Origin of the sequence: Amycolatopsis iheyensis, from assembly GCF_024703995.1 — a bacterium.
In the GTDB taxonomy this organism is placed as follows: domain Bacteria; phylum Actinomycetota; class Actinomycetes; order Mycobacteriales; family Pseudonocardiaceae; genus Amycolatopsis; species Amycolatopsis iheyensis.
Map to the genome: position 1 here is coordinate 59,037 of NZ_JAMXQV010000004.1, position 25,015 is coordinate 84,051.

A 25,015-nucleotide genomic window follows, 5' to 3' on the forward strand; every position below is an offset into this window, starting at 1 on the left:
TCGCGGGTGCGCCACCGATTCCGGAAGGGCTCCATCACTTCGGGAGTCGGAGGCAACCATGCTGGAACGGCGCCAGTGCACCACCGCCGAAGGCGGCCTGTGGGATGCGGTCAAGCGGGGAGACCGCGTCGACTTCGACGCCGGCAAGAAGGTGCTCCGGGCCGACCTCGTCCGCCAGGTGCTCCTGCGGGCCGGTGGTTCTCCCGGCTGCCGGGCCCTGGTGATCCGCAACGCCGAAATCACGGGCACCCTCGACCTCGAAGCCGGGGTGCTGGGCCTCCCGGTCGAGTTCGCCCGATGCCGGTTCCCCAACCCGGTCAACCTGCAGCAGACCCGCGCTTCGATCCTCTCGTTCGTCGGCTGCGAGCTCACCGGGATCCGCGCCGACCAGGTGCGGACCGAGTTCGGCTTCACGGTCCGGGACTGCCGGTGCACCGGCGAGATCAGCCTGACCGGTGGGCACGTCCGCGGCCGGCTGGACTTCAGCGGGAGCCGGCTGCACAACCCCGGTGGGATCGTCCTGCGCGCGGACGGCCTCGCCGTGGACCAGGACGTCCACTGCTCCGGGAGGTTCCGCGCGCGGGGCCTGGTCCGCCTGGTGGGAGCGCACATCGGCGGCCGGTTCCAGTGCGGCGACGCCGAATTCGCCAACCCCGGCGACGTTTCGCTCGAAGCGTGCGACCTGCTCGTGCGGGAGAACGTCTACTTCGACGCGGGGTTCCGTTCGGTCGGCCAGGTCCGGCTGTTCGGCGCCCGCATCGAAGGGGAGCTCAACTGTGCCGGCGGCCGCTTCCGCAACCGCGGCGGTGGCGCGCTCGACTTCGGCGGTCTGGTCGTCGACCAGGACGTGATCTTCACCGGCGGCTCCCACGTGGACGGCGGCGCGGACCTCACCGGCTGCCGCATCAGCGGGAAGCTCGACCTCTCCGGCGGGACCTTCCACAACCAGGGTGGGACCGCGCTGGATCTCGCCCGCGCCAAGCTGGCGCAGAACATGATCTGCCGCAGCGGGTTCGAGCTCTCGGGCAAGCTCCTGCTCGCCGGCGCGGAGATCGACGGCAACCTCTGGTGCGAGGGCGGCAGTTTCGGCAACGGCGCCGACGTGGTCATCGACGCGACCGGTGTGACCGTCCGCCGGGACGTCGCGCTGTGCCGTGAGACCACCGGAGAAGGCTTCCGCGCGACGGGCAAGGTCGTGTTCAGCGACGCGACGATCGGCGGTTGCCTGCGCTGCACCGGCGGCACCTTCACCAACCCCGGCGGTGTCGTGCTGACGGCGAAGGCGCTCGCCGTCACTCGCGACGTCCTGTTCTGCGGCGACTTCGTGGCCGACGGCGAAGTGGACCTGACCGACGCCACGGTCGGTGGCAAGCTCAGCGGCACCGGCGGCCGGTTCGAAAAGCGTGGCCTCGCGCTCATCGGGGACCGGATCACCGTCGCCCAGTCGGCCGAGTTCGGCAAGGGTTTCCACGCCGACGGGACCGTGTCCATGCGTGGCGCGAAGATCACCGGTGACCTCGACTTCACCGACTCGGAGCTGGCCGCGGGTTCGAACGGACCGGCGCTGGCCCTGTCCGGGGTGACAGTCACGCGCACGCTGACCCTCAGCTTCAAGGAACGACCCACCGGTGAGATCGACCTGTCCGGCGCGGAGGCCGGGCAACTCGACGATCACAAGGCGAAGTGGCCGAGCCGGGTGCTCCTCCACGACTTCGTCTAACGGAGCCTTCCGCTGGACAAGCCCAACGCGCCCAGCGTGGCGCAGCGGCTCGCGTGGCTGAAGCTGAACAAGCGCTACGTCCCCCAGATCTACGCCCAGCTCGCCGCGGTCTACCAGACCGCGGGGTTCGACGACGAAGCGACGAAGGTGTCCGTCGCCGGGGAGCACGCGCGTCGCAGCTCCTTGCCCGGTCTGGCCGGCCGGGCCGCCCGGGTGGCGGGGTTCCTGTTGAAGTGGACCGTCCTCTACGGATACCGGCCGCTGCGGGTCCTGTGGTGGTTGCTCGCGTTGGAAGCCGCGGGAACGCTGTCCTTCCTCGCCCTCTACTCCGATCACCAGCTCATCGCCCGCAAGGAAGCGCCGGGCTTCAACGCGTTCCTCTACACCCTGGACCTGCTCCTGCCGGTGGTGAGCTTGAAGCAGCGTGACTTCTGGATCCCCGACGGCTGGGCGAGCTGGCTCGCCGCGGGGTTCACCGTGGCGGGCTGGGGGCTGGCGTTGTGCCTCGCCGTCGGAGTGGGCCGGATCTTCAAAGCGCGCTGAGTCCGGCCGGCGGCAGCGGCTCGGCTAAAGGCGGACGACCTGCGCGGCCCAGGCGGCGACCTGGGCTCGCGAGTCGAACCCGAGCTTGCGCAGGATGCGGTTCACGTGGCCCTCCGCCGTGCGGCGGGAGATCACCAGCTTGTCCGCGATCTCCTGGTTGGACCGGCCGTCCGCGATCAGGATCGCCACCTCCTGCTCGCGGTCCGTCAGCGGTGTCGCCCGCATCGGGCCGGGCGCCGGTGACGGCGTCGTGTCCCCCAGGGCGTACGTGATCGCTTCCGCCAGGCCGTATTCGCGGCCCCGGCGGAACGCGGCGTCGAACGGGGCGTCGCCCAATGCCTCCCGGGTGCGTGACTCGCATTCGCCGTGGGGGGCGCCGAAGTAGCGGGAGCCGAACATCGGGAACCCGACCGCCTGCCAGATCGGCTGGGCCGACCCGAGCATCGTCGCCGCCGGCTCCCAGTGCCCCTGCGCCGCTTCGTTCCACGCCAGCACTTCGATCGCCAGCGCGATGCCCAGCAGGTCGTCGAACTCGCGCTTGACGCGCAGGCAGTGCCGGCCGTGCTCGCCCGCGCCCGCGAAGTCGCCGCGGCCCAAAGCGACCAGCGCCTGGACGTAGATCGCGTACGCGTGCGCCCACTGCTCGCCGTAGGCGTCGCCGGTCGCGCACGCCTCTTCGCACAGCTCGCCCGCGCGGTCGAGGTCGCCGAGGAAGATCGACGCCACCGCCAGCTCGATGTCGGCCAGCATCACGTTGCTGTTGAGCTCGCCCAGCTGCCGGTACCGCGTGCGCGCCTCCTCGAAGAGCGTCTTCGCGTCGCCGACGTCGTCGCCGACCAGCAGGTTGCAGCCGAGCCGGTGCGTCGCGTACGCCAGCGCGACGTCGTCGCCCGCCCGGCGGGCGTACGTGCGGCACTCCTCCAGCATCGTGATCGCGCCGTCGTGGTCGCCCTGCAGGGTCGCGACGTACCCGTTGACCCACAACGCTTTCGCCCGCGACGCGCCCGGTTCGCGGGCGAGGGCGAGCGCGCGGTCGAGCCAGTGCCGGCCTTCGCCGAACACCCCGCAGCCGGCCCAGTAGTACCAGAGGGTCGAGGCGAGCCGGAGTCCCGCGTCGAGCTCGCCCGGCTCGGTCAGGCTGCGGTCCAGCACCGCGCGCAGGTTGGCGTGCTCGAGGCGGGTCCGCCGGAAGATCTCCGTCTGCTCGGGCCCGAACCAGCCGCGCTCACTGCACTCGGCCAGGTCGAGGTAGTGGTCGCGCATCCGCCGCCGCGTCTCGGCCGCCTCGCCGGACTCGGCCAGCTTGTCCCGCCCGAACTGCCGCAACGGCTCCAGCAACCGGAACCGCTGCCCCTCGCGGACCAGCACCGACTTCTCCACCAGCGCGGCGAGCAGGTCCCGGACGTCGTCGCCGGCACAGACGCGCTCGGCCGCCGCCAGGTCGAAGCTGCCGGCGAACACCGACGCCCGGGCCCACAACCGCTGTTCGGCCGGGCCGCACAACGCGAAGCTCCAGTCGACGGCCGCCAGCAGAGTCTGGTGCCGCGGCTCCCCGCCGCGCTTCGCCGTGCCGGGCAGCCGGAAGCAGTCCGCCAGCCCCGTCTCCAGCTCCGCCAGCGTCAGCACCCGCAGCCGCCCGGCCGCGAGCTCGAGCGCGAGCGGAATGCCGGCCAGCAGGCGGCACACCGCGGCGACGCGCTCCTGGTTCTCCTCCGTGACGGCGAACGCCGGGTCGACCGCGGCCGCGCGTTCGGCGAACAACGTCATCGCCGGGTAGCGCAGCCAGGCGCCGGCGGGCAGCGGCCGCCCGGGGTCCGGCAGCGGCAGCGGCGACACCGGCCACAGGTGCTCCCCCGCCAGCGCGAGCCGCTCCCGGCTGGTCGCCAGCAGGCGGAGGCCGGCCGCGGCGCGCAGCAGGTCGTGCGCCAGCGCGGCGCAGGCGTCCAGGAGGTGCTCGCAGTTGTCCAGGACGATCAGGAGCCGCCGCTCGCGCAGGTGGTCGGCGAGCACCGCCGCCGCACCGCGGCCGGTCTCGTCCGGCACTCCCAGCGCCTCCAGCACGGTGTGCGCGACCAGCGCCGGGTCCTGGAGACCGTCGAGCTCGACCAGCCAGACGCCGTCGGGGAACGCCCGCGCCAGCCCGGCCGCGGTCTGCACGGCCAGGCGCGTCTTGCCGACCCCGCCGACGCCGGTCAGCGTGACCAGCCGCGCCCGCGCCAGGAGGTGCTTGACCTCGGCGACGTCCTCCTTGCGGCCCACGAAGCTCGTGGTGTCCGCAGGCAGGTTTCCCCTTCCGCACGCCACGCCGGCCTTACCCACGCGAGCACCGTAAGGAGGCCCGCACGGACTGGTCAATGCGACCGGGCCGTCGTCCCTCGGATGAAGCAATCAGGCGTCCGGGATGCGGTACAGCGTCGGCGCGTCGCCGCCGTGCATCGCGGACAGGCTCGTCCGGCAGGCCTGGCGGACCTCGCGGTTGGCGGCCGAGCCGGCCTGGCCGCAGCGCGGGCAGAACAGGTGCACCGCGCCGGGCGGCGTCTCGTCGACGGCGACGTCGACCGGGCACTCGCAGCGGCGGCACCAGCGGTGCCCGGTCGCGATGAGGACGTGCAGCGGCTCGGCGACGCACTGGTGGACCCAGCACCGGTGGACGTAGCAGGTGCTGCGGGTGTGCGGGCTGAGCCCGTGCTCTTCGGCGGTGTCCTCGGCGGCCAGGATCGCGGCCAGCCGCCGGTCGGGGAGGTCGGCGTAGCGGTCACCCGAACCGAGAGCGGCCGGTCGCGGCTCCGGGAAGTCCTCGGGGGATACGACCCGGAGGAGGGGGCGCGACCGGCCTGGCATGTGTTCCGACCTCCCACGGTCATCGACGGCCGGTTCAGCCTCCCCCGGCGCCGTCCGGTGCCGCACCCGTACAAGTACCTGACTCCATACCTGAACCCGTCACCGGAGGGTGAGCGTCGTCTCGGCCTCGACGCGGGTGAGCTTCTCCGGGTTGCGGACGTAGTAGAGGCCGGTGATGCGCCCGCCCTCGACGCGGACGGCCATGACGCCGTCGAGCTCGCCGTCGAGGCGCAGGACGAGGCCCGGGTTGCCGTTGACCACGGTCGGGGCGGCGGTGAGGGCCTGTTCGGTCCGCCCGATGCCGCCGCCGATGAACCGGACGATCTTCCCCGCCCCGGTGATCGGCCGCAGCGCCGCCTGCTTGACACCGCCGCCGTCGCTCATCAGGACGACGTCGGGGGCGAGCAGGTCGAGCAGCCCCTGCAGGTCACGCCCTTCGAGCGCGTGCTGGAACGACGCCAGGACCTCGCGGGCCCGGCTCGCGGACACCGTCTCCCGCGGCCGCCGGGCGTCGACGTGCCGGCGCGCGCGGTGCGCGATCTGCCGGACCGCCGCCGGGGTCTTCCCGACGGCGTCGGCGATCTCGTCGTAGCCGAGCTCGAAGACCTCGCGCAGCACGAAGACGGCGCGTTCGGTCGGCGACAGCGTCTCGAGCACGAGCATGAGCGCCATGGACACGCTCTCGGCGAGCTCGACGTTCTCGGCGACGTCCGGCGCGGTGAGCAGCGGTTCGGGCAGCCACGGGCCGACGTAGGCCTCCTTGCGGCGCTTCATCGTGCGCAGCCGGTTGAGCGCTTGCCGGGTGGTGATCCGGACCAGGTAGGCACGCTCGTCGCGGACCTGTGCGAGGTCGACCTCGACCCACCGCAGCCAGGTTTCCTGCAGGACGTCCTCGGCGTCGGCGGCCGAGCCGAGCATCTCGTAGGCGACGGTGAAGAGCAGGTTGCGGTGCGCGACGAAGACGTCGGTCGCCGGGTCGGTCATGTCCCTCTCCTCCCTGGCTCAGAAGGACTCGGGGCCGAAGCGGCCCCACGCGATGAAGGCCGCGACCGCGAGGTAGGCGAGGTTCAGCAGCACGAACCGCGCGTCCCCGTGGCGGAGGTGGGTCAGCATAGCCCCGATCATGAGCAGCACCCAGCAGGTCGCGGTCACGGGCACCAGCACCGGGGCGACGCCGGTGACGGCGGGCAGGACCAGCCCGGCGGCGGCGAGGAGCTCGAGCACGCCGAGCGTCTTGACGAACCCGGTGCCGGCCGCGGCGGTCCAGTCCCCACCCGGCGCGGCGGCGAGTTTTTCCTTGGGCACGAAGGTCTTGCTGAAGCCACCGGTCAGCGCGACCACGGCGAGCAAGCCGGCGGCGATCCAGAGTGCGAGGTTCATGAGGTCTCCGATGTCGGGGGAAGTCGGCCTCAAGACACCGGGAGTGGCCGGCGTGTGACAACGCATGAGCCAGGTCACACCGGGAGGGTCGGCTCGCGTGCCTGGAGGGTCGGCTCGCGTGCCTGGCGGGTCGGTTCGCTGTCGCGTGTGGACCGCGGCGGCAGGCCGGCGCCCGGGTGGGCGCCGGCCTGCGCCCCTCAGGCGGCCTGGCCGAGCGGCGGCGGCTTGAGGACGAGGGCGACGTTCATCCAGAAGCCGGCCGAAGCCAGCACCACCGTGAGCGTGGCGAGTGCCTTCTCGTCGAGGTGCTCGGCGGCTTCGGCGAACAGCTCGTCGGAAACGCGTTCCGCGCCACGCGTGTTCGGCCGGAACACCGCTTCGGTCAGGGCCAGCGCCGCCCGCTCCGCGCCGGTGAAGCCCGGCGCGTCCCACCAGCTCGCCACCGTGGCGATCCGGTCTTCGGTCTCCCCCGCCTTGCGCAGGTCCGCGGTGTGCCGCAGCACCTGGTAGGTGTTGCCGACGAGCTGGCCGGCACGCAGGTGGACGAGGCTGATCGTGGTCCTCGGCAGCGAGCCGTTCGCGGTGGCTTTCAGCAGGGCGCCGGCCACCTCCGGGAATTCGGGGACGAGCTGGTTGATCTCGGGTATCCGCACGGTTCCTCCGTGTGTGTCGGGTCGGTTCTCACCTCCCTGACGGCTCCTGGCGCGCCGTTGTGACCGCCTCGCGCAGATACCGGGCCAGCCGCGCGACGGTCGGCTCGTCGAACAGCACCGTGGCCGGCAGGTCGATCCCCGATCGGCCGGCGAGCCGGGTGCGGAGCTCGACCACGGTGAGCGAGTCGAACCCGAGCTCCGGGAACGGCCGGTCGTCGGCGATCACCGCCGGGTCCGGGTGGCCCAGCACCGCCGCGACCTCCACGCGCAGCAGCTCGCGCAGCGCGGGCTCGTCCGGGTTCGCCGGCCACGGCCGGGACGGCGTCGCGGGCACCGCGGTGCCCGAGGCCGGCGGCGCCGCGGCGGCCGTGGGGTCGAAGCGCGCGGGCACCAGCACCGGCTCGGGTGAGCCGAGGGCGGCGTCGAACAGGGCGAGGCCCTGCTCGGCCGTGAGCCCCTCGACGCCTGAGGCGTGGATCCGCCGCCTCGCCGTCGCCGAGATCCGGTCGCCGAGGCCGTCACCGAGCTCCCACAGTCCCCAGGCGAGCGACACCGCGGGCCGCCCGGCGGCGCGACGGCGGCAGGCCAGCGCGTCCAGCATCCGGTTGGCCGCCGCGTAGTTGGCCTGCCCGGCCTTGCCGAACACCCCGGCGATCGACGAGAACAGGACGAACGCCGTCAGCGGCAGGTCCCGGGTGACCTCGTCGAGCACCAGCGCCGCGTCGGCTTTCGGGCGCAGCACGGTGTCCAGGCGCTCCGGTGTCTGCGCGGCCAGCACACCGTCGTCGACCACGGCCGCGCTGTGCACGACGGCCGTCAGCGGCGGGTCGCAGCGGTCGACGAGCTCCGCGACCACCGCCCGGTCCGCGACGTCGGCCGCGACGATCCGCACGACCGCGCCGAGCTCGCCCAGCTCCGCCCGCAGCTGCTCCGCCCCCTCGGCGGCCGGGCCGCGCCGGCTCACCAGCAGCAGGTGCCGGACGTCGTGCGCGGTGACGAGGTGGCGGGCCACCAGCCGGCCGAGCGCGCCCGTCCCGCCGGTGATCAGCACCGTCCCGGCCGGGTCGATCGGCCGCGTCCCGGCCGGGGCCGCCCGCGTGATCCGCAGGACGTGCGGCACGCCGTCGCGGACGGCGATCTGCGGTTCGGCGCTCCCGCCGGCCCAGCCGGGCACGCGAGCCACCGGCGTCCCGGGTTCGAGGTCGACCAGGCTGAGCCGGCCCGGGTACTCCGCCGCGGCCGCGCACCCCAGCCCCCAGACCGCCGCGGCGGCGAGGTCCGGGTCCGGGCCGGTGGCGTTGCGGGTGACGAGGACGAGCCGGTCGCCGCGGTCCTGCCAGTCGTGGAGGACGGCGAGCGCCCGCCGGGTCGCCGAGCGCAGGTCGCCGCCGATCTCGGCCACGCGGGCCGGCCCCGGCGCCGGCGCCATCGGAGTCCACTGTGGACGGTAAAGCATCGTGTCCCGGACGGCCATCGGCCGGGTGGTCAGCGAGGCGACCCGGGCGACCGGATGCCCGGTGTCGTCGAACAGCTCGACGCGCACGGTGCCGGCGTCGAGGCGCACGCCGTGCACCCGCGCCCGCCGCGCGCCGGGTGCGTGGACCTCCACCCCGCGCCAGAGGAACGGCACCCTCGGCTCGGCTCGGAGCCCCTCGGTGAGCGCGGTCGCGTGCACGGCGGCGTCGAGCAGGACGGGGTGCAGCGCGAACCGGCCGCCGACGTCCGGCGGGAGCGCCACCTCCGCGAAGAACTCGTCGTCTCGCACCCACAACCGTTGCACGGCTTGGAAAGCGGGCCCGTAGGCGTGCGCGCGGTAGGCCTCGGCGACGTCGGCTTCCGGCGCGTCGGGCGGCCACGCACCGGTCCACCGCGGCGGCACGGGGCCACTCGGGCGAAGCCGCCCGGCGGCGTGCTTCCGCCAGCGCTCGTCGGCCGGCCGGCGGGCGTAGACGTCGACGCGTGGTCCGTCGACGACGACCTGGAGGTGGACGTCCTCGGCCGCGTCGAGCCGCAGCGGCGCTTCGACGGCCAGCTCTTCGAGAGCGCTGCCGCCGGCGTGCAGGGCGAGGTCGACCAACGCGGAGCCGGGCGCGAGCACCGACCCGCCGACGACGTGCCCGGCCAGCCACCGGTGCCGCCGCACGCCGAGCGACCCACCGTGCACCACCCGCGGCGAGTCGGGCGCGACCAGGGCGGGGCCGAGCATCGGGTGGTCACCGCCGGCCGGCTCCGGCGGTTGCGGGTCGAGCCAGTACCGGGTGCGGGTGAAGGGGTAGGTGGGCAAGGGGGTGAGCCGGGCGCCGCTGCCGCGGAAAACGGCCCGCCAGTCGACGCGGACGCCGGCGGTGTGCGCGGCCCCGGCGGCGGCGAGCAGGCCGGCGGCGGACATGGTTCCCGCCGCGGTGTCGAGTGTGGACAGCCGGATCTCGTCGGCCACCAACCGGGTCAGCACCGGCGCCGGGCCGATCTCCAGCGCGAACCCCGCGCCCGCGGCGACCACCGCGTCGGCGAACCGCACGGTCGAGCGCGCGTGCCGCACCCAATACTCCGGCTCGAACTCCGTGACCGGCCGCCCGGTCACGCACGACACGAGCGGCACTTCCGGCCGGTGGTGCTTCAAACCTGCCGCCACCTCGGCGAACTCGTCGAGCATCGGTGCCATCAACGGCGAATGGAACGCGTGGCTGACCCGCAGCCGGGTCCCGCCGCCGAAGCGTGCCGCGAGCGCGGTCGTCTCGGCCTCCGCCCCCGAGAGCACCACCGACCGCGGGCCGTTGACCGCCGCGATCGCCACCGGCCCGCCCACCAGCGGAGCCACCTCGGCTTCGGCGGCCGCCACGGCGATCATCACCCCACCGGCCGGGAGCGCGGCCATCAGCCGGCCCCGGGCCGCGACGAGCGTCGCCGCGTCGGTCAGGGACAGCACCCCGGCGACGTGCGCCGCCGCGAGCTCGCCGACCGAGTGCCCGAGCAGCACGTCCGGCCGCAGCCCCCACGACTCGAGCAACCGGAACTGCGCGACCTGGAACGCGAACAACGCGGCTTGCGCGTGATCGGTGCGGTCGAGCAGCGGCGCGTCGTCGAAAGCGACGGGCCGGCCCAGCGCGGCGCACGCCTCGTCGAAAGCGGAGGCGAACACCGGGAACCGGGCGGCAAGCTCGCGCCCCATCCCGGCCCGCTGCGCCCCCTGCCCACTGAACAACAACGCGAGCCGCGGCGCACCCCGCACGGTCCGGCCCGGCAGCCGGCCTTCCGCGACGGCCCGCAGGCCGGCGTGGTCCGGCACCAGCACCCGGTGCGCCAGCGGCGTCCGCGAGGCGAGCGTGTAAGCGACGTCGATGCTGTCCGGCACCTCGACCAAGCCGGCCGCGACCCGCCGCAGCGACGCACCGTCGGTGGCGCTGAGCAGCCACGGCGCCGCCGGAAACCCCTGCCGTGCCGGGACTTCCGGGGCCGGCGCCTCTTCGACGAGCACGTGCGCGTTCGTGCCGCCGATCCCGAACGCCGACACTCCCGCCCGCCGCACCCGGTCCCCGCGCGGCCACGGCCGGGCCTCGGCCAGCAGCGCCACCCCGCTGCCCTGCCACCCGACGTGCGGGGTCGGCTCGCTCGCGTACAACGACGGCGGCAGCTGCTCGTGCCGCAACGCCGCCACCATCTTGAGCACCCCGGCGATCCCGGCGGCGGCCTGGGTGTGGCCGAGGTTGGCCTTCACCGAACCGAGCCACAGCGGGTCGCCGGCGCGGTCGCGGCCGTACGCCGCGATCAGCGCCTCCGCCTCGATCGGATCCCCCAGTGCCGTCCCGGTTCCGTGCCCTTCGACGGCGTCGACGTCTTCGGCGCGCAGCCCGGCGTCCGCGAGCGCCGTCGCGATCAGCGCCTGCTGCGCGCGTCCGCTCGGCGCGGTCAGCCCGTTCGACGCGCCGTCGGCGTTCACCGCCGTTCCCCGCAGGACGGCGAGCACCGGGTGGCCGTGCCGGCGCGCGTCGGACAGCCGTTCCAGCAGGACCACCCCGGCCCCCTCGGACCACGCCGTGCCGTCCGCGCCCGCGGCGTAGGACCGGCACCGCCCGTCCGGGGACAGCCCGCGCTGGCGGCTGAACGCGAGGAACGTCCGCGGGGTCGCCATCACCGTCGCGCCCCCGGCGAGCGCGAGCGAACATTCCCCGGCCCGCAACGCCTTCGCCGCCAAGTGCAACGCGACGAGCGACGACGAACAGGCCGTGTCGACCGTGAGCGCCGGCCCGGTCAGCCCGAAGGTGTAGGAAATCCGGCCCGACGCGACCGCGTGCGACGAGCCGATGCCCAGCCACGCTTCGAGTTCGTGGCTGGTGAACCGGCTCGCGTAGTCCTCGTTCATCACGCCGACGAACACCCCCGTGGCGCTGCCGCGCAGTGTCGCGACGTCGATGCCGGCCCGCTCGAACGCCTCCCACGAGGTCTCCAGCAACAGCCGCTGCTGCGGGTCGGTCGCCAGCGCCTCCCGCGGCGAGATGCCGAACAGGTCGGCGTCGAACTCCGCGGCGCCGTCGAGGAACCCGCCGCGGCGGGTGACCGACGCGCCGATGCGGTCGGGGTCCGGGTCGTGGGCCACCTCCCAGCCGCGGTCGGCGGGGAACTCGCTCGTCGCGTCGACCTCGTTCACGACGAGCTGCCACAGGTCGTCGGCCGAGCGCACCCCGCCGGGGAAGCGGCAGGCCATCGCGACGATCGCGATCGGCTCCGCGGACGACGTCGGTTCCGGTTGGGCCACCACGGTCTCCCCGCCCGAGCGCAGCCGCGTCAGCTCGGCGATCACCGCACCCGGCGTCGGGAAGTCGTAGATCAGCGAGGGTGGGACGGGCACGCCGGTCAGCGCGGTGAGCCGGTGCCGGAACTGCACCCCGGCCAGCGAAGACAGCCCGAGGTCGGTGAACGGCCGGTCGCGCCAGCCGTCGCCGCCGTCGTGCCCGCACAGCGTCACCAGCTCGGCGCGGACCACGGCCGCCAGGTCCGGCGGGCCGGCCAGGACAGTGCGCCGCGGCTTGCCCGACGCCGTCCGCGGGATCGCCTCGGTTTCGAGGTAGGCCACCGGCACCTTGTGCAGCGAAAGCCGGCTCAGGCACAGTCTTCGCAGCTCTTCCGGGTCGAACCCGCCGGGCCCGGGAACCACGTACGCGACCGGCACCTGCCCGACGACGTCGTCGGGCCGGCCGGTCACCAGGACGTCCCGCACCGAGGGCGCGGTTTCCAGCACCGCCTCGACTTCGGTGGGGTGCACGTTCTGGCCGCCGCAGACGATGACATCGTCCACCCGGCCCTCGAGCACCAGCCGGCCGGCTTCGAACCGGCCCGCGTCGCCGGTGCGGTACCAGCCGTCGTCGAACGGCGAGCCGGCCTGCCCGTGGTAGCCGAGCATCAGCCCCGGCCCGCGGACGAGCACTTCGCCCGCGTCGAGCCGGAGTTCGACGCCGGGGACCGGCGTCAGCCCGTGCGCCCCCACGGCGACCTTGCCGCCGGTTTCGGTGCTGCCGTAGCCGTCGACCAGCTCGACGCCGAACAGGTCGCGGGCGGCGGCCCGGGTCGCCGGGGTGCACGGCGCTCCCGCCGTCAGGCACAGGCGAGGGGCGGCCAGCGGGCCGTCGTGTTCTTGGCGCAGCCGCAGGTAAGTGGCCGGGACGCCGGCGAGCACGCAGCCGGGGTGGCGGGCGAGCAGGTCCGGCGGGCAGCCGTCGGCGAACCGGGTGTGCGCGCCGACGGCGAGGTTCGCGACGAACGCCAGCGAAAGCGCGTACGCGTGGTGCGCCGGCAGCGGCCACAGGATGGTGTCTTCGGCGGACAGGCCGAGCATCGGGACGTAGCAGGCGGCCGTCGACCACAGCATTGCCCGCTGCGAAAGCAGCACTCCCTTGGGCAGCCCGGTCGTGCCGGAGGTGTAGACCAGCCAGGCCGGCTCGTCCAGCGCGAGGTCGTCCCTCGGCTCGCCCGTCCCGGCCGGCGGCTCCTCGACGAACTGCACGCGCAGCCCCGGTCGTCGCACGCGGAGGCGTTCGGCCAGCGTCGCGTGCCGCGTTTCCGTGATGAGCACCGCCGCCCCGGAGTCGTCGAGGACGTGGGCGAGCTCGGCTTCGGTCGACCGCGTGCTCACCGGCACCCCGACGGCGGCCGCGCGCACGACAGCCAGGAGGTGCTCGGCGAACTCGACCCGGCCGCCGACGTGGACGAGCACCCGGTCTCCCCGCTCGACGCCGAGTCCGCCGGCGATTTCCGCGCTGCGGCGGGACAGTTCGCCGTAGGTGGTGGTCCGCGTGTCGTCGGTGTAGGCCGGCCGATCGGCGGGATGGGCGGAAAGCGCGGCGGCGAGCGGCCGAACGAGCCCGGCCCGGATGTCTTCCACCACTTCGGGTATACCGCAGCTCGCGGCTCGCGACCAAGATACTTGAACGGGCAATTAGATGGGAGTACTAGTGGAGACGGGACCGATACGGTCCGTTCGCACTTCAGGGGAGCATCATGAACCTTGGTTTCAGCCTTCCGGTCTTCGGCAAGGCGGCCGCCACGCCCGGCGGGATCGCGCGGTACGCGCGCGCCGCCGAACAGGCCGGGGCGGCCAGTCTCTGGGTCGGTGACCGGCTGCTGTCGCCGGTGGCCCCGGTCGTCTCGTACCCGGGCTACGACACCATGCCCGAGGAGTTCCACACCGCCCAGGACCCGTTCACCGCGCTGGCGGTCGCCGCCGCGGTGACCGAGACCGCGATCCTGGGCTCCAGCACCATCAACGCGACGCAGTACCACCCCGCCAACTTCGCGCGGCTGTTGACCAGCATCGACGTCGCCAGCAACGGGCGGCTGCTGCCGGGCCTCGGCATCGGCTGGTCCCCCGACGAGTACGGCGCCGTCGGCGTCCCGATGTCGGAGCGCGGCAAGCGGCTCGACGACCTGCTGGACCTGCTCGAAACCTGGTGGACCAAGGACACCGTGTCGCACGAGGGTGTCGGCTACACGATCCCGGAGAGCCACGTCGACCTCAAGCCGGTGCGCAAGCCGCCGGTGCACCTGGCCGGCTTCGGCGAGAAAGCCTTGCAGCGCATCGCCCGGCGCGCCGACGGCTGGCTGCCGGTCTGGTCGGTGCCCGAGCAGTTCCCCGCCGACGTGCTGACCACGACGCTGGGTCAGCTGCGGGCCGGCGCCGAAAAGGCGGGCCGCGACCCGCAAGCACTCGGTGTCGCGCTGCGCGTGAACGCCGCTCCGGGCACGAAAGCGGAGCAGATCGCCGAGTCGGTGACGAAGATCGTCGGCATCCTGGAGCCGGACCACACCTTCGTCGACCTCACCTACCTGACCACCAGCGTGGACGAGCACCTCGACCTCACCGGGCGCCTGCTGGAGCTGACCGCCAAGGGCTGATCCGCCACCCGCGGAAGCCCGGCTTTCCCGCTGTGCGGCGGAATTCGCGCCCACTGACGGCGGCGCGGGTCACTCCGAAAGCGCGTCGGCGCGGGTGGTGGCGATGGCCAGCACCTCCCGCAGCCCCATCAGCTCCAGTGCCCGCCCGACCGCGCCGTCCGCCGGGGCCACGACGCGCAGGCGCGTGGCCTCGGCACGGCGGGCCTTGAGCAGCACCGTCATGCCGACCGAAGCGAGGAACGAGACTTCGGTCAGGTCGATCACCAGCAACGCCGGCTCGCGGGCGAGCGCCGCCGCGATCGCGTCTTCGAGGGTCGACGCGCTCAGCAGGTCGACTTCGCCCGCCACCGCCAGCACCTCGGCGGCAGCGGTGGGCCGGAGCTCGGTCACGCGCAGCAGATCCTGGGGTCGGACTCGACCACCATCGGCGGTCACGGGCTACCTCCGGCTTCGTTCTAACGATCTCTGCGCGCCCTTTACCCCGCACCGGCGACGGCGAAACGTCACGGACGGAGGTTCTCCAGATCCTCGAGGAGGCTGGGGTGCTTCGGCTGCCAGCCGAGGGTCTCGCGGGTGTGGGCGCTCGACGCGGGCTGATCCATGGCGAAGATCGGGCCGAACGGGCCGAACGTCTCCTCGGGCACCGTCTCGACGGGCAGGCCGAGCCGCCGGCCGACGACCTCCGCGATGTCGCGCACCGCGTCGCCTTCGTCGGCGACCGCGTGCCACGCGGTGCCCGCCGGCGCCGACTCCAGGGCGAGGCGGAACAGCACCGCGGCGTCGAGGGCGTGCACCGCCGGCCAGCGTTGCGTGCCGTCGCCGGGGTAGCCGGCGATCCCGGACCTGCGGGCCGCGGCGGCCAGCAGGCCCGCGAAGCCGCCCTCGCCACGGTTGTGCACCGTGCGCGGCATCCGGACCGAGGTCGCGCAGACCCCGCGGGAAGCCAGCGCCAGCAAGGCGTTCACCGAGCGGCCGCGCTGTCCGACCGGACCGTCGGTCGGCACCGGGTCGGCTTCGGTCGACGCGCGACCGGGCGCCCACGGCGTCCCGGAGACGGTGACGATCGGGCGGTCGCCGCCGATCAGCGCCTCGCCTAGCGTCTTCAGTGCGGCGCTTTCTTCGGCGATGCCCGCCGCGAGTGCCTCCTGGCTGCTGTAGTCGCGGCCGAAGGCCAGGCTGATCACGCCGTCGGCCCGCTCGGCGCCGGCCCGTAGGACGTCGAGGTCCGCCAGCTCCCCGCGCAGCACCTCGGCGCCGGCCTCCTTCAGGGCCCGCTCCGACCCGGCCGAGCGGGCGAGCGCGAGCACGGTGTGGCCGGCCCCGAGCAGTTCGGAGACGACGGCGGAGCCGATGGTGCCGGTGCCCCCGGTGACGAACACGTGCATGAGTTTCTCCTCGCAGTGATGCGACACTTGTCCCATCACCGTACACGAGTGATGCGACAAGTGTCGCATCACCTAGGATGGCGGGTATGGCTCGATGGGAACCGGGGGCGCGGGAGCGGCTGGTCGTCGCGGCGGTCGACCTGTTCACCGAGCAGGGCTACGACGCGACGACGGTGGCCGAGATCGCCGAGCGGGCCGGCGTCACCCGCAGCACGTTCTTCCGCCACTTCGCCGACAAGCGCGAAGTCCTGGTGGCGGGTCAGGAGACGCTGAGCACGCTGCTGGCCGAAGGGATCGCCGACGCGCCCGCCGGGGCCGGCCCGCTGCAAGCGGTCGCGGCCGGGCTCGAACGCGCGTCCGGCGCGATGGGACCGGCCAACCGGGAGCTCGGCCCCCGGATCAAGGCGGCCGTGGCGGCCAGCACGGAGCTCCAGGAGCGCGACGCGCTCAAGAGCGTGGGCCTCGCCGCGGCGATGACGGCGGCATTGACCGCCCGCGGGGTGCCGGACCCGGTCGCGCACCTCGCCGCCGAGCTGGGCGTCCTCGCGTTCAAGCGTGGTTACGCCGAATGGTCCGAAGGCGGCGACGACACCGGAGGCCTGGCCCCGCACGCGTTGGCCGCTTTGGCCGAGTTGCACAACGCGACGTCGGCGCTGGGCCGGCCCGGCTGAAGCTCAGCGCCGGCACGCCTCCTGGTGCGACAACTCGCACCCGACCCGCGCCCACACCGTCTTACCGTTCGACGGCGCGTCCTCCCGCGACCCCCAAGCCGTGGTCAGCGTGTCGACCAGGTGCAGCCCGCGGCCGCCGAACGCGGTTCCGCCCGGTGGGCGGATGCGGGGTGGGACCACCGAGTTGTCCTCGACGTCGATCCGCACCTCGCACGGCTCGGGCAGCCGGGTCAGCCGGAGCCACCGCGCCCCGCCGCCGTGCTGGTAGGCGTTCTGCGCGATCTCCGTCAGCACCAGCAGCACGTCTTCCCGGTGCGGCTCGCCGAGGTCGCTCAGCAGCCCGGCCGCCCACCGGCGCAGGCTCGCGAGGTGGGTCGAATCCGTGCCGTGCAGGTCGACGGACGCCGGCCGATCGCCGTCGTTCGGTGCCACCGCGCCTCCGACGGGGTGCAGACCCGGCTCATTCCGGGTGGATGGCGTCGTCCAGGGTGGGGACGACGGTGATCAGCTCGTCGAGGCCGGTGATGGCGAAGGCCCGCTTCACGGGCCGCGTGCCGGCCACGACGGTCAGGCGGACGCCGCGTTCCAGGCTGTTCCGGTGGAGCCCGGCGAGCGCGGTCAGCCCCGCGGAGTCGATGAACCCGACCTCGCTCAGGTCGACCACGACGAGCTCGGGCGCCGACGCGGTCACGGTTTCCGGCGCGAGCTCGCGCCGGAGCTCGCGGGCCGTGCCGGCGTCGATCTCCCCGGCGACCGTCACCACGTGGGCCGTTCCGGCCCGCCGGTGCGAGATGCGCAGGGGTGGCGCCCCGGCCGGTGCGGCATCGTCCACGGCGTCGGCTCCTTTCCGCTGTCTCGTAGGCGTCGGTCAGCGTATCGGGCCGCGGGCACCCGGCACTCCCAGGCTAAGGTCACCGCAGGTATCGAGACGGCCAGGAGGCTCGGATGACTGCGGGGCACGTGGAGGCACAGCGACTGTCGGATCTGTTGCGTGAGCACGCCGACAGCCTGATCGCGCGCTGGGTCGAGCTGGCCGGCGGCGAACTGCGCGGGCGCGTGACGACGACCGAGCTGCAGCGCGACCTCACCGAGCTGTTCACCACCCTGCTGCCGGTCGCGGACGAGACCGCCGACGCCCTGGGCGGCGACCTGGACGCCGAGCTGCGCGCGCTGCTGGCCGACCTGTCCCGCAACCGGGCGCGGCAGGGGTTCAGCCCGTCCGAGACGGCCGCCGGCGTGTTCGCGCTCAAGCGCGCGGTGTTCGAGCTGACCGAGAGCAACGACGACCCCGAGGTGTTCCGCCGGCTGATGGTGTTCTCCGGCCTGCTGGACGCGCTCGGCCTGTGGACGTTCGAGACGTACGCGGCCGCGCGCGAGGAGATCATCAAGGAGCAGTCCGAGCAGCTGCTCGAGCTGACCACGCCGGTCGTGAAGCTGTGGGAGGGCGTGCTCGCGGTGCCCCTGGTCGGCACGCTCGACTCGGCGCGCACCCAGGTCGTGATGGAGAAGCTGCTCGAATCCCTGGTCGAGACCAGCTCCCAGCACGCGATCATCGACATCACCGGCGTCCTCGCCGTCGACACGCAGGTGGCGCAGCACCTGCTCAAGACGGTCGTCGCGGCGCGGCTGATGGGCGCGGAGTGCACCATCTCGGGCATCCGGCCCCAGATCGCCCAGACGATCGTCGCGCTGGGGATCGAGTTCGGGGACATCACGACCAAGGCGACGCTGGCCGACGCGCTGCGCCACGCGCTGCGCTTCGAAGGCGTGGAGCTGGTTCGCGGCGAGAAGGGGCGGTCCTGATGGAGCGGATCCCGATTCTCAAGATCGGCGACGTCCTGCTCGTCTCCATCCAGATCGACCTCGAGGACCAGAGTGTCCTCGCGCTGCAGGAAGACCTCGCGGAGCAGATCAGCGCGACCGGCGCGACCGGGGTGGTGATCGACATCTCCGCGGTGGAGATCGTCGACTCGTTCATCGGCCGGATGTTCGCGACGATCGCGTCGCTGTCGCGGCTGTTCGACGCGGACACCGTCGTGGTCGGCATGCGCCCGGCGGTCGCGATCACCCTCGTCGAGCTCGGCCTGACGCTCGGCGACGTGCGCACGGCGCTGAACCTCGACAAGGGCATGGCAATCCTGAGCGGGCTCCGGGCGGCCGGGAGATGACCTCCACCGGCGTGGTGGAGGAGATCCCGATCGTCACGGACTCCGACGTCGTCCGTGTCCGCCAGTCCGTCCGGTCCCTCGCCCAGCAGATCAAGCTCTCGCTCGTCGACCAGACCAAGCTCGTGACCGCGACCAGCGAGCTCGCCCGCAACACGCTCGTGTACGGCCGCGGCGGGCTCGCCCGGATCGAACTCGTCGGCGACGGGCGCCGCAGCGGCGTCAAGGCCGTCTTCCACGACGACGGCCCGGGCATCCCCGACACCGACCTGGCGCTGGCCGACGGCTGGAGCAGCGGCAAGGGCCTGGGACTCGGGCTGAGCGGCGCGCGCCGGCTCGTCGACGAGTTCACCCTGGACACCGAAGTGGGCCGGGGCACCGAAGTCACCGTGGTCAAGTGGTCGCGGTGACCGCCGCGCACTGCCTGCCGGTGACCGAGGACGTCGCGTGGCTGGCCGTCGAGGACCGGACGGCGCCCGGCCGAGCCCGCCGCGTGGCCACCGGGCTCGCCGAACGGCTCGGCTTCGCCGAGAACCGGGTGGCCGAGATCGGGATCGTGGTCACCGAGCTGGCAACCAACCTCGACCGCCACGCCCGCCACGGCACGCTGCTCATCCGGTCGGTCCGCGCGACCACCGACGCCGCGGTCGAGGTCGTCGCCGCCGACCGCGGTCCCGGCATCGCCGACCTCGCCGCGGCGATCGAGGACGGCCGCTCCACCACCGGCACGCTCGGCGTCGGGCTCGGGGCCGTGCACCGGCTTTCGGACTCGGTGACGGCGTTTTCCCAGCCGGGCGGCGGCACGATCATCACCGCCCGGTTCCAGCCGGCCGGCCCCACCCCGGCGGAGCTGACCGCCGACGACGCGGCCGGGATCACCCGGCCGATCACCGGCGAAGAGGTCTGCGGGGACGCCTACGCCGTGATGCGGGCGCCCGGCCACCTGCGGCTGATGATGTGCGACGGGTCCGGGCACGGGCCGCTCGCCGCCAGCGCTTCCCGGGAAGCCGTCCGGGTCTTCTGCGCCCGGCCGGCCGAAGAACCGCCGGAGCAGGTGCTCGCGGCGATCCACACGGCCCTGCGCAGCGGCCGGGGCGGCGCCGTCGCGGTGGCCGACCTCGACCTCGCCGAAGGGCGGGTCCGCTTCGCGGGCTTGGGAAACATCGCCGCGACCATCGTGGCCGGCGACCGCAAGCAGGGCATGATCTCGGTGCCCGGCATCGCCGGCTTCCAGGCCCGGACCATCCGCGCGTTCGACCACGTGCTGCCCGCCGGCGCCGCGGTCGTCCTGCACAGCGACGGCCTCACCGAGAAGTGGCACCCGGGTCAGTGGACCGCGTTGTTCGCCAGCACCCCGCTCGTCATCGCGGCCGCGTTGCTGCGCGACGCCGGGATCCGCAACGACGACGCGGGCGTCCTCGTCGGCAAGCCGCGGCCATGACGCCCCGGCTGAGCGCCAACCAGCTCCTGCGGATGACGTTGTCCGCCGAGTCCGGCGTGTTCGCCATGCGGCAGTACGGCCGGGAAGCGGCCCGGGCGATCGGCCTCGACCACCAGGACCAGGTGCGGGTGGCCACCGCGCTCAGCGACGTCGGCCGCGACCTGGTCCGCGCCGGGGTCGAGGCGTCGGTGACCTTCGTGCTCCGCGCCGGCCCGCCCGTGGGCCTGGCGATCGAGTTCACCTGGCCGGGCCCGCCCGCCGCCGAGGTCCTGGACGTCAGCCGTGCCACCATGGTCCGGCTCATGGACGAGGTCGGCGCCACCCACGACGCCGGCCGCGGCTCGTTGACCATGTCGAAGGGGACGACGGGAGGTTCACCGCCCATGGCCGTCTCCGTCGAGGCCCTGCGTGAACAGCTTTCGGAAGGGCACGACCTCAGCCCGCTCGACGAGCTGCGCGCCCAGAACCAGGAGCTGCTCACCGCGCTCGGCGACCTGGAGCGCAAGCAACAGGAACTGTTGCGGCTCAACGAAGAGCTCGAAGAGACCAACCAGGGCGTCGTCGCGCTGTACAAGGAACTTTCCGAAGAGCTCGAAGAAACCAACCGCGGCGTGGTGGCGCTCTACGCCGAGATCAACGAGAAGTCGACGCAGCTGGCCGCCGTCAACGAGGCCAAGACCCGCTTCTGGTCGAACATCAGCCACGAGCTGCGGACCCCGGTGAACTCGGTCGTCGGCCTCGCCCGCATGCTCGGCGCCGCGGAAGACGAGCCGCTGTCCGAAGAACAGCGGCGCCAGGTCCGGCTGATCAACGACTCCGGGGAGACCCTGCTCGCCCTCGTCAACGAGCTGCTCGACACCGCGAAGGCCGAGTCGGGACGGCTGGTGCCGCAGCCGGCGCCGGTCGACGTCCGCGCGCTGCTGCTGCACCTGCGCGGGGTCCTGCGCTCGACCGTCCCGGACGGTGTCGAGCTCCGCGTGGGCGAGCCGGAGACCGGCACCGTCGTCACCGACGAGACCATGCTCGTGCGGATCCTGCGCAACCTGCTCTCGAACGCGCTCAAGTTCACCGAGCGCGGCTCGGTCGCGCTGGCGGTCACCACGCCCGACGACGAGCACGTGGTCTTCACCATCACCGACACCGGCATCGGCATCCCCGCCGACCAGCTCGGCCGCGTCTTCGAAGAGTTCCACCAGGTCCGCAACCGGTTGCAGGCCAAGACGTCCGGGACCGGGCTCGGGCTGTCCTACGCCCGGAAGCTCGCGGAGATCCTCGGCGGCGACCTCACGCTGACGAGCGAGATCGACCAGGGCACCACGGCGACGCTGCGGCTGCCCGCCCGCCCGCCCGGCGGTGACATCACCGAGCTCGGCAGCGTCCTGGTGGTCGACGACGACCCGGCGTTCCGCGCGGAGTTCACCCGCCGGCTGGCCGAGCTGACCGGCGAGGTCCGGACCGCGTCCGACGGCCGGGAAGCACTCGAGACGCTGTCCGGGTCCCGGCCCGACCTCGTGTTCCTCGACCTGGCCATGGGCGACATGAACGGCCGCGAGGTGCTGGCCGTGCTGCGCGCGAAGCCCGAGCTGTGCGACCTGCCCGTCGTCGTGGTCACCTCGGCCGTGCCCGACGGGCTGGACCTCACCGCGAGCGGGTTGCGCGCCGGCTTGCTGCTCAAGTCGCAGATCTCCGCCGAAACCGTCCGGCTCGCGGTCGGAGAAGCGTTCGCTGTAGTGCGGAGGACGTGAATGTCGAACCCGGCAGCCGGCGTCGGCCCGGCCGCGACCATCCTGGTCGTCGACGACACGGAGGCCAGCCGCTACCTGGCCGGGAGCTGGTTGCGCCGCAACGGTTACCGCGTCGTCGAGGCGGGCACCGGTGGCGCGGCGCTGGAAGCGGTTGCCCACCGGCGGCCGGATCTCGTGCTGCTGGACGTCAACCTGCCCGACATCAGCGGGATCGAGGTCTGCGAGCGGCTCAAGGCCGACCCGGTGACGGCCGCCGTGCCGGTGATCCACATGTCGGCCACCGCCATCGAGCCGGACGACCGCACGCACGGGCTCAACCGCGGCGCCGACGGCTACCTCGTGGAGCCGGTGGACCCGGCCGAGCTGGTGGCCATCGTCGAGTCGGCGCTGCGGTACTCCCGGGCGCGGTCGGTCGCCGAGCAGTTGGCGCGGCGGCTCACGAAGCTCACCGAGGCCACCCTCACCATCAACTCCGCCGGCTCGTTCGAAGACTTCCTCGTCGCGGTGGCCGCGGGCGCGTCGGCCATCTTCGAGGCCCCGGCGACCGCGCTGGCGACGACGATGCAGGGCGAAGTGCGCATCGCGGCCGACAGCGCGGACCACCTGCACTCCGGCGGCACCGAGCCGGCGGTGCTCGACGACCTGACCGCGGCCCTGCTCCCGCCGCACCTGCGCACGGCCGTGAGCGGCGGGCACGAGCTCGGCTGGCGGCCCGGCCGCCGCTCCACGATCGCCCTGTCCCGCGCGAAGCCGGGCGCCGGCGTGGTGTGCATCGCGATCGACGACGAGGTCGCGGCCACCGAGCAGGACCGCGACGTGCTGATCCAGCTCGGCCAGGTGAGCGCGCTGGCCGTCGACGCGCTGCGGACGCTGACCCGCGAGCACGAGCTGGCGGTCTCGTTGCAGCGCAGCTTTCTGCCCCGCCGGATCCCGGCTCGCCCCGACCTGCCGATGGCGGCCCGCTACCTCCCGGCGTCCCGCCACGCGGAGATCGGCGGCGACTTCTACGAGGTGACCGAGCTGGACGGCCGCCTGCTCATCGCGGTGGGCGACGTCTCCGGCCACTCCCTCGAAGCGGCGCTGGTGATGGGCGAAGTGCGGCACGCGTTGCGCGCGTACGCGGCCGAGGGCCACGGCCTGGTGGCGATCCTCGACCGGCTGGACGTCGTCGTGAGCCGCTTCCACCCGGAGGGCCTCACCACGGCGTGCCTCATCCTGCTCGACCCGGCGACGGGCGCGGCGGAAGTGGCTTGCGCGGGCCACATCCCGCCGTTGCTCGCCGACGAAACCGGCACCCGCTACCTGGCCATCCGAGGCCCCCTGCTGGGTGTCGGCCTCCCCCGCCCACCGGCGACGCGGCTGGACCTCCCGGCGGGCACGCTGGTGCTGCTGATCACGGACGGCCTGATCGAGCGCTCGGGAGCCGACATCGACGCGGCGATGGAAACGCTGGCGGAGAACGTGAGCCACGACGCGGACCTGGAAGCGTTGTGCGACCGCCTGTTGGACCAGTTCGGCCGCGACGCCCAGGACGACATCGCGTTGCTGGCCTTCAGACGCGAGGGTTGACGGCCCGGCTCCTCAGCTGCGCGGAGAACGCCGGTCGCGCACCCAGCTCAACGCTTCGTCGACGTCCCGCGTCAGCGTGACGGCCGCGGTGAGGCGGCTGATTTCGAACGTCCGCACGACCGGGGGCGGCGCCGAGGCGACGACGAACGGCACCCCGGAGTCCGACGCCGTCCGCGCGGCTTCGGCGAGCACCTGCAGCCCGGCCGACGCGCAGAACGCGACGTTCCCGAAATCGAGGACGAGACCGTCCGGCTTCAGCCGCAGCCGGTCGGCGAGCTCCACGCGCAGCGACGACGCGCTCCCCATGTCCAGTTCGCCGGCCACCGCCACCACGACCGCGTCCGGCCTGGTGCTGACGCTGATCCGCACACCCCTGGCGGGTGAGTCCGACATGCCACCAAGGTAGTCCTACCGCCGTTCGCCGTTCCAGCTCCCGTAAGCCAGTTCGAGGAACGTTTCCCGGTCCGAAGCCCGCACCGCCGCCCCGCGGTCGGCGTAGCCGTCGAGCACGGCGGACGCGCCGGCCGCGCGCAGCGCTCGTGCGGAAAGGAAAGTCAGCCCGGCGAGGTCGAGCACGAGTGGGTCACCGCACGAGGACGACACGGTCAGCCGGGACCGCTCGGGTTCTCCGAAGCGTGGGTCCACGGGCCACACCCACTTTCCGGGAGCAGGACGAAAAGGACAGCGGCACACTGCTCGACCGAGGTTCCGAGCGTAGAACCTCCGCCCGGCCGGGACAATCCCCGGATCGTGGGGTGGCCGCGGCAAGCGAGCCGCCGCCGAGCGTCCGGAAAGGACAGTCGACGGACGGCCGGGGTCACGCCGTCGCCGCGACGCCGCGCCGGTGCAGGTCGGCCAAGGCCGCCAGCACCCGGTCCTCGCGGTGGGTGTGCAGCCACCAACCGGCGCTGCGGGTGAGCGCGTCCAACCGGTCGCGGGCCGGCCCGGTGAGCTGGTGACCGGGTCGCTCGTGCAGCACGGTCAGCACGCCTTCGCACTGCTCGTGCGGCGCCGGCAGGGGCAGGCTCAGCGCGGCGCGCATCCCCGCGCCGAGCAGGAGATCGCGGGTCGCCGTCCCGTCGAACACGGGATCGGCGGCGACGTCACCGCTCGGCACCGCGAGGAACCAGTTCAGCGCGAGCACGGCGGTCGTCCCGTCGCGGTCCAGGCAGGACAGGTCCGCGGCGAGCCCCCGGTGCGCGGCCGGCCGCAGCCGGTCGCCGTCGGCGAGCTGGACGAACCCGGCCCGGCTCCCGGCGTGGTGCAGTGCGACGTCGAGGAGGCACCGGGTCAGCTCGACCGGGGTGCGGCAGGTCGACGAGCACCTCCGCCAGCCGGTGGACCTTCACGTTGTGCACCTGTGAAGCCGACCTCAGCAGCCGGAACGCCGCTTCTTCGTCGGGCAGCCGGTAACGCTCCTGCACCACCCCGAGGGCGCGGGCGATCTTCGGCCGGTAAGCCAGTTTTCCCCGCAGCACACGCACTTCTTCGCGCAGCCGCCCGATCAGCGCGTCCT

24 protein-coding genes are annotated in these 25,015 nt (G+C 73.5%); 10 read left to right on the forward strand and 14 right to left on the reverse strand.

Going from position 1 to position 25,015, the window contains the following annotated elements:
* Window positions 1-58: 58 nt before the first annotated feature.
* Window positions 59-1,720, forward strand: coding sequence for a hypothetical protein (locus M8542_RS10115; protein ID WP_257919800.1), 1,662 nt, complete (start codon window positions 59-61; stop codon window positions 1,718-1,720).
* A 36-nt stretch (window positions 1,721-1,756) separates the two neighbouring features.
* Window positions 1,757-2,263: a hypothetical protein gene (locus tag M8542_RS10120; protein WP_257919801.1), complete on the forward strand. Its 507-nt coding sequence runs from the start codon at window positions 1,757-1,759 to the stop codon at window positions 2,261-2,263.
* A 24-nt stretch (window positions 2,264-2,287) separates the two neighbouring features.
* Here the strand turns inward: M8542_RS10120 and M8542_RS10125 are convergent, their stop codons facing one another.
* The 6 genes from M8542_RS10125 to M8542_RS10150 form a co-directional block, all read right to left on the reverse strand.
* A complete protein-coding gene (locus M8542_RS10125; protein ID WP_257919802.1) occupies window positions 2,288-4,582 on the reverse strand; it encodes an ATP-binding protein in 2,295 nt (764 codons plus the stop codon).
* 69 nt (window positions 4,583-4,651) lie between these two features.
* Window positions 4,652-5,104: a hypothetical protein gene (locus M8542_RS10130; RefSeq protein ID WP_257919803.1), complete on the reverse strand. Its 453-nt coding sequence runs from the start codon at window positions 5,102-5,104 to the stop codon at window positions 4,652-4,654.
* A gap of 99 nt (window positions 5,105-5,203) precedes the next feature.
* Complete coding sequence (locus M8542_RS10135) at window positions 5,204-6,088, reverse strand: RNA polymerase sigma-70 factor (protein WP_257919804.1); 885 nt, start codon at window positions 6,086-6,088, stop codon at window positions 5,204-5,206.
* Window positions 6,089-6,106: 18 nt separating this feature from the next.
* Complete coding sequence (locus tag M8542_RS10140) at window positions 6,107-6,484, reverse strand: DoxX family protein (protein ID WP_257919805.1); 378 nt, start codon at window positions 6,482-6,484, stop codon at window positions 6,107-6,109.
* 197 nt (window positions 6,485-6,681) lie between these two features.
* On the reverse strand, window positions 6,682-7,137 hold the full coding sequence (locus M8542_RS10145; protein WP_257919806.1) for a carboxymuconolactone decarboxylase family protein: 456 nt from the start codon (window positions 7,135-7,137) through the stop codon (window positions 6,682-6,684).
* Window positions 7,138-7,165: 28 nt separating this feature from the next.
* Window positions 7,166-13,513, reverse strand: a complete 6,348-nt coding sequence (locus M8542_RS10150) for a type I polyketide synthase (RefSeq protein WP_257919807.1) — start codon at window positions 13,511-13,513, stop codon at window positions 7,166-7,168.
* 116 nt (window positions 13,514-13,629) lie between these two features.
* On the opposite strand from M8542_RS10150, the gene M8542_RS10155 reads away from it, so the two are divergent.
* Window positions 13,630-14,523, forward strand: a complete 894-nt coding sequence (locus M8542_RS10155; RefSeq protein WP_257919808.1) for a TIGR03619 family F420-dependent LLM class oxidoreductase — start codon at window positions 13,630-13,632, stop codon at window positions 14,521-14,523.
* A gap of 69 nt (window positions 14,524-14,592) precedes the next feature.
* On the opposite strand, the gene M8542_RS10160 is transcribed toward M8542_RS10155, so the two are convergent.
* Both M8542_RS10160 and M8542_RS10165 read right to left on the reverse strand, forming a co-directional pair.
* The gene (locus M8542_RS10160; RefSeq protein ID WP_257919809.1) at window positions 14,593-14,913 is read right to left on the reverse strand and encodes an STAS domain-containing protein; all 321 of its coding nucleotides are present in this window, start codon (window positions 14,911-14,913) and stop codon (window positions 14,593-14,595) included.
* A gap of 113 nt (window positions 14,914-15,026) precedes the next feature.
* Entirely contained in the window at window positions 15,027-15,908 is an 882-nt protein-coding gene (locus M8542_RS10165) for an SDR family oxidoreductase (RefSeq protein WP_257919810.1), read from the reverse strand.
* 86 nt (window positions 15,909-15,994) lie between these two features.
* Between M8542_RS10165 and M8542_RS10170 the strand changes: the two genes are divergently transcribed.
* Window positions 15,995-16,579 carry a TetR/AcrR family transcriptional regulator gene (locus M8542_RS10170; RefSeq protein WP_257919811.1) on the forward strand — a complete coding sequence of 195 codons (585 nt, stop codon included), beginning with the start codon at window positions 15,995-15,997 and terminating at the stop codon, window positions 16,577-16,579.
* A 3-nt stretch (window positions 16,580-16,582) separates the two neighbouring features.
* Here the strand turns inward: M8542_RS10170 and M8542_RS10175 are convergent, their stop codons facing one another.
* Both M8542_RS10175 and M8542_RS10180 read right to left on the reverse strand, forming a co-directional pair.
* Window positions 16,583-17,011 (reverse strand): ATP-binding protein, encoded by a 429-nt coding sequence (locus tag M8542_RS10175; protein ID WP_257919812.1) that lies wholly within the window; start codon window positions 17,009-17,011, stop codon window positions 16,583-16,585.
* A 28-nt stretch (window positions 17,012-17,039) separates the two neighbouring features.
* Window positions 17,040-17,411, reverse strand: coding sequence for an STAS domain-containing protein (locus tag M8542_RS10180; protein WP_257919813.1), 372 nt, complete (start codon window positions 17,409-17,411; stop codon window positions 17,040-17,042).
* Between the two features lie 113 nt (window positions 17,412-17,524).
* On the opposite strand from M8542_RS10180, the gene M8542_RS10185 reads away from it, so the two are divergent.
* From M8542_RS10185 to M8542_RS10210, 6 genes are read left to right on the forward strand one after another with little or no spacing between them, the layout of a single operon-like run.
* Window positions 17,525-18,382, forward strand: a complete 858-nt coding sequence (locus tag M8542_RS10185; protein ID WP_257919814.1) for an STAS domain-containing protein — start codon at window positions 17,525-17,527, stop codon at window positions 18,380-18,382.
* A complete protein-coding gene (locus M8542_RS10190; RefSeq protein ID WP_257919815.1) occupies window positions 18,382-18,747 on the forward strand; it encodes an STAS domain-containing protein in 366 nt (121 codons plus the stop codon). Before M8542_RS10185 ends, M8542_RS10190 begins: the two co-directional genes overlap by 1 nt.
* Window positions 18,744-19,154 carry an anti-sigma regulatory factor gene (locus tag M8542_RS10195; RefSeq protein WP_257919816.1) on the forward strand — a complete coding sequence of 137 codons (411 nt, stop codon included), beginning with the start codon at window positions 18,744-18,746 and terminating at the stop codon, window positions 19,152-19,154. The genes M8542_RS10190 and M8542_RS10195 overlap by 4 nt, the downstream gene beginning before the upstream one ends.
* The gene (locus tag M8542_RS10200) at window positions 19,142-20,185 is read left to right on the forward strand and encodes an ATP-binding SpoIIE family protein phosphatase (RefSeq protein ID WP_257919817.1); all 1,044 of its coding nucleotides are present in this window, start codon (window positions 19,142-19,144) and stop codon (window positions 20,183-20,185) included. Before M8542_RS10195 ends, M8542_RS10200 begins: the two co-directional genes overlap by 13 nt.
* On the forward strand, window positions 20,182-21,930 hold the full coding sequence (locus M8542_RS10205) for an ATP-binding response regulator (RefSeq protein ID WP_257919818.1): 1,749 nt from the start codon (window positions 20,182-20,184) through the stop codon (window positions 21,928-21,930). Before M8542_RS10200 ends, M8542_RS10205 begins: the two co-directional genes overlap by 4 nt.
* The gene (locus tag M8542_RS10210) at window positions 21,931-23,499 is read left to right on the forward strand and encodes a fused response regulator/phosphatase (protein WP_257919819.1); all 1,569 of its coding nucleotides are present in this window, start codon (window positions 21,931-21,933) and stop codon (window positions 23,497-23,499) included.
* Window positions 23,500-23,511: 12 nt separating this feature from the next.
* On the opposite strand, the gene M8542_RS10215 is transcribed toward M8542_RS10210, so the two are convergent.
* The 4 genes from M8542_RS10215 to M8542_RS10230 all read right to left on the reverse strand — a co-directional run bounded on the left by M8542_RS10215 (window position 23,512) and on the right by M8542_RS10230 (window position 24,983).
* Window positions 23,512-23,892 (reverse strand): STAS domain-containing protein, encoded by a 381-nt coding sequence (locus M8542_RS10215; protein WP_257919820.1) that lies wholly within the window; start codon window positions 23,890-23,892, stop codon window positions 23,512-23,514.
* Between the two features lie 15 nt (window positions 23,893-23,907).
* The gene (locus M8542_RS10220; protein WP_257919821.1) at window positions 23,908-24,144 is read right to left on the reverse strand and encodes a hypothetical protein; all 237 of its coding nucleotides are present in this window, start codon (window positions 24,142-24,144) and stop codon (window positions 23,908-23,910) included.
* Window positions 24,145-24,316: 172 nt separating this feature from the next.
* The gene (locus M8542_RS10225) at window positions 24,317-24,643 is read right to left on the reverse strand and encodes a hypothetical protein (RefSeq protein WP_257919822.1); all 327 of its coding nucleotides are present in this window, start codon (window positions 24,641-24,643) and stop codon (window positions 24,317-24,319) included.
* On the reverse strand, window positions 24,603-24,983 hold the full coding sequence (locus M8542_RS10230; RefSeq protein ID WP_372508519.1) for an ANTAR domain-containing protein: 381 nt from the start codon (window positions 24,981-24,983) through the stop codon (window positions 24,603-24,605). Before M8542_RS10230 ends, M8542_RS10225 begins: the two co-directional genes overlap by 41 nt.
* Window positions 24,984-25,015 lie beyond the last annotated feature (32 nt).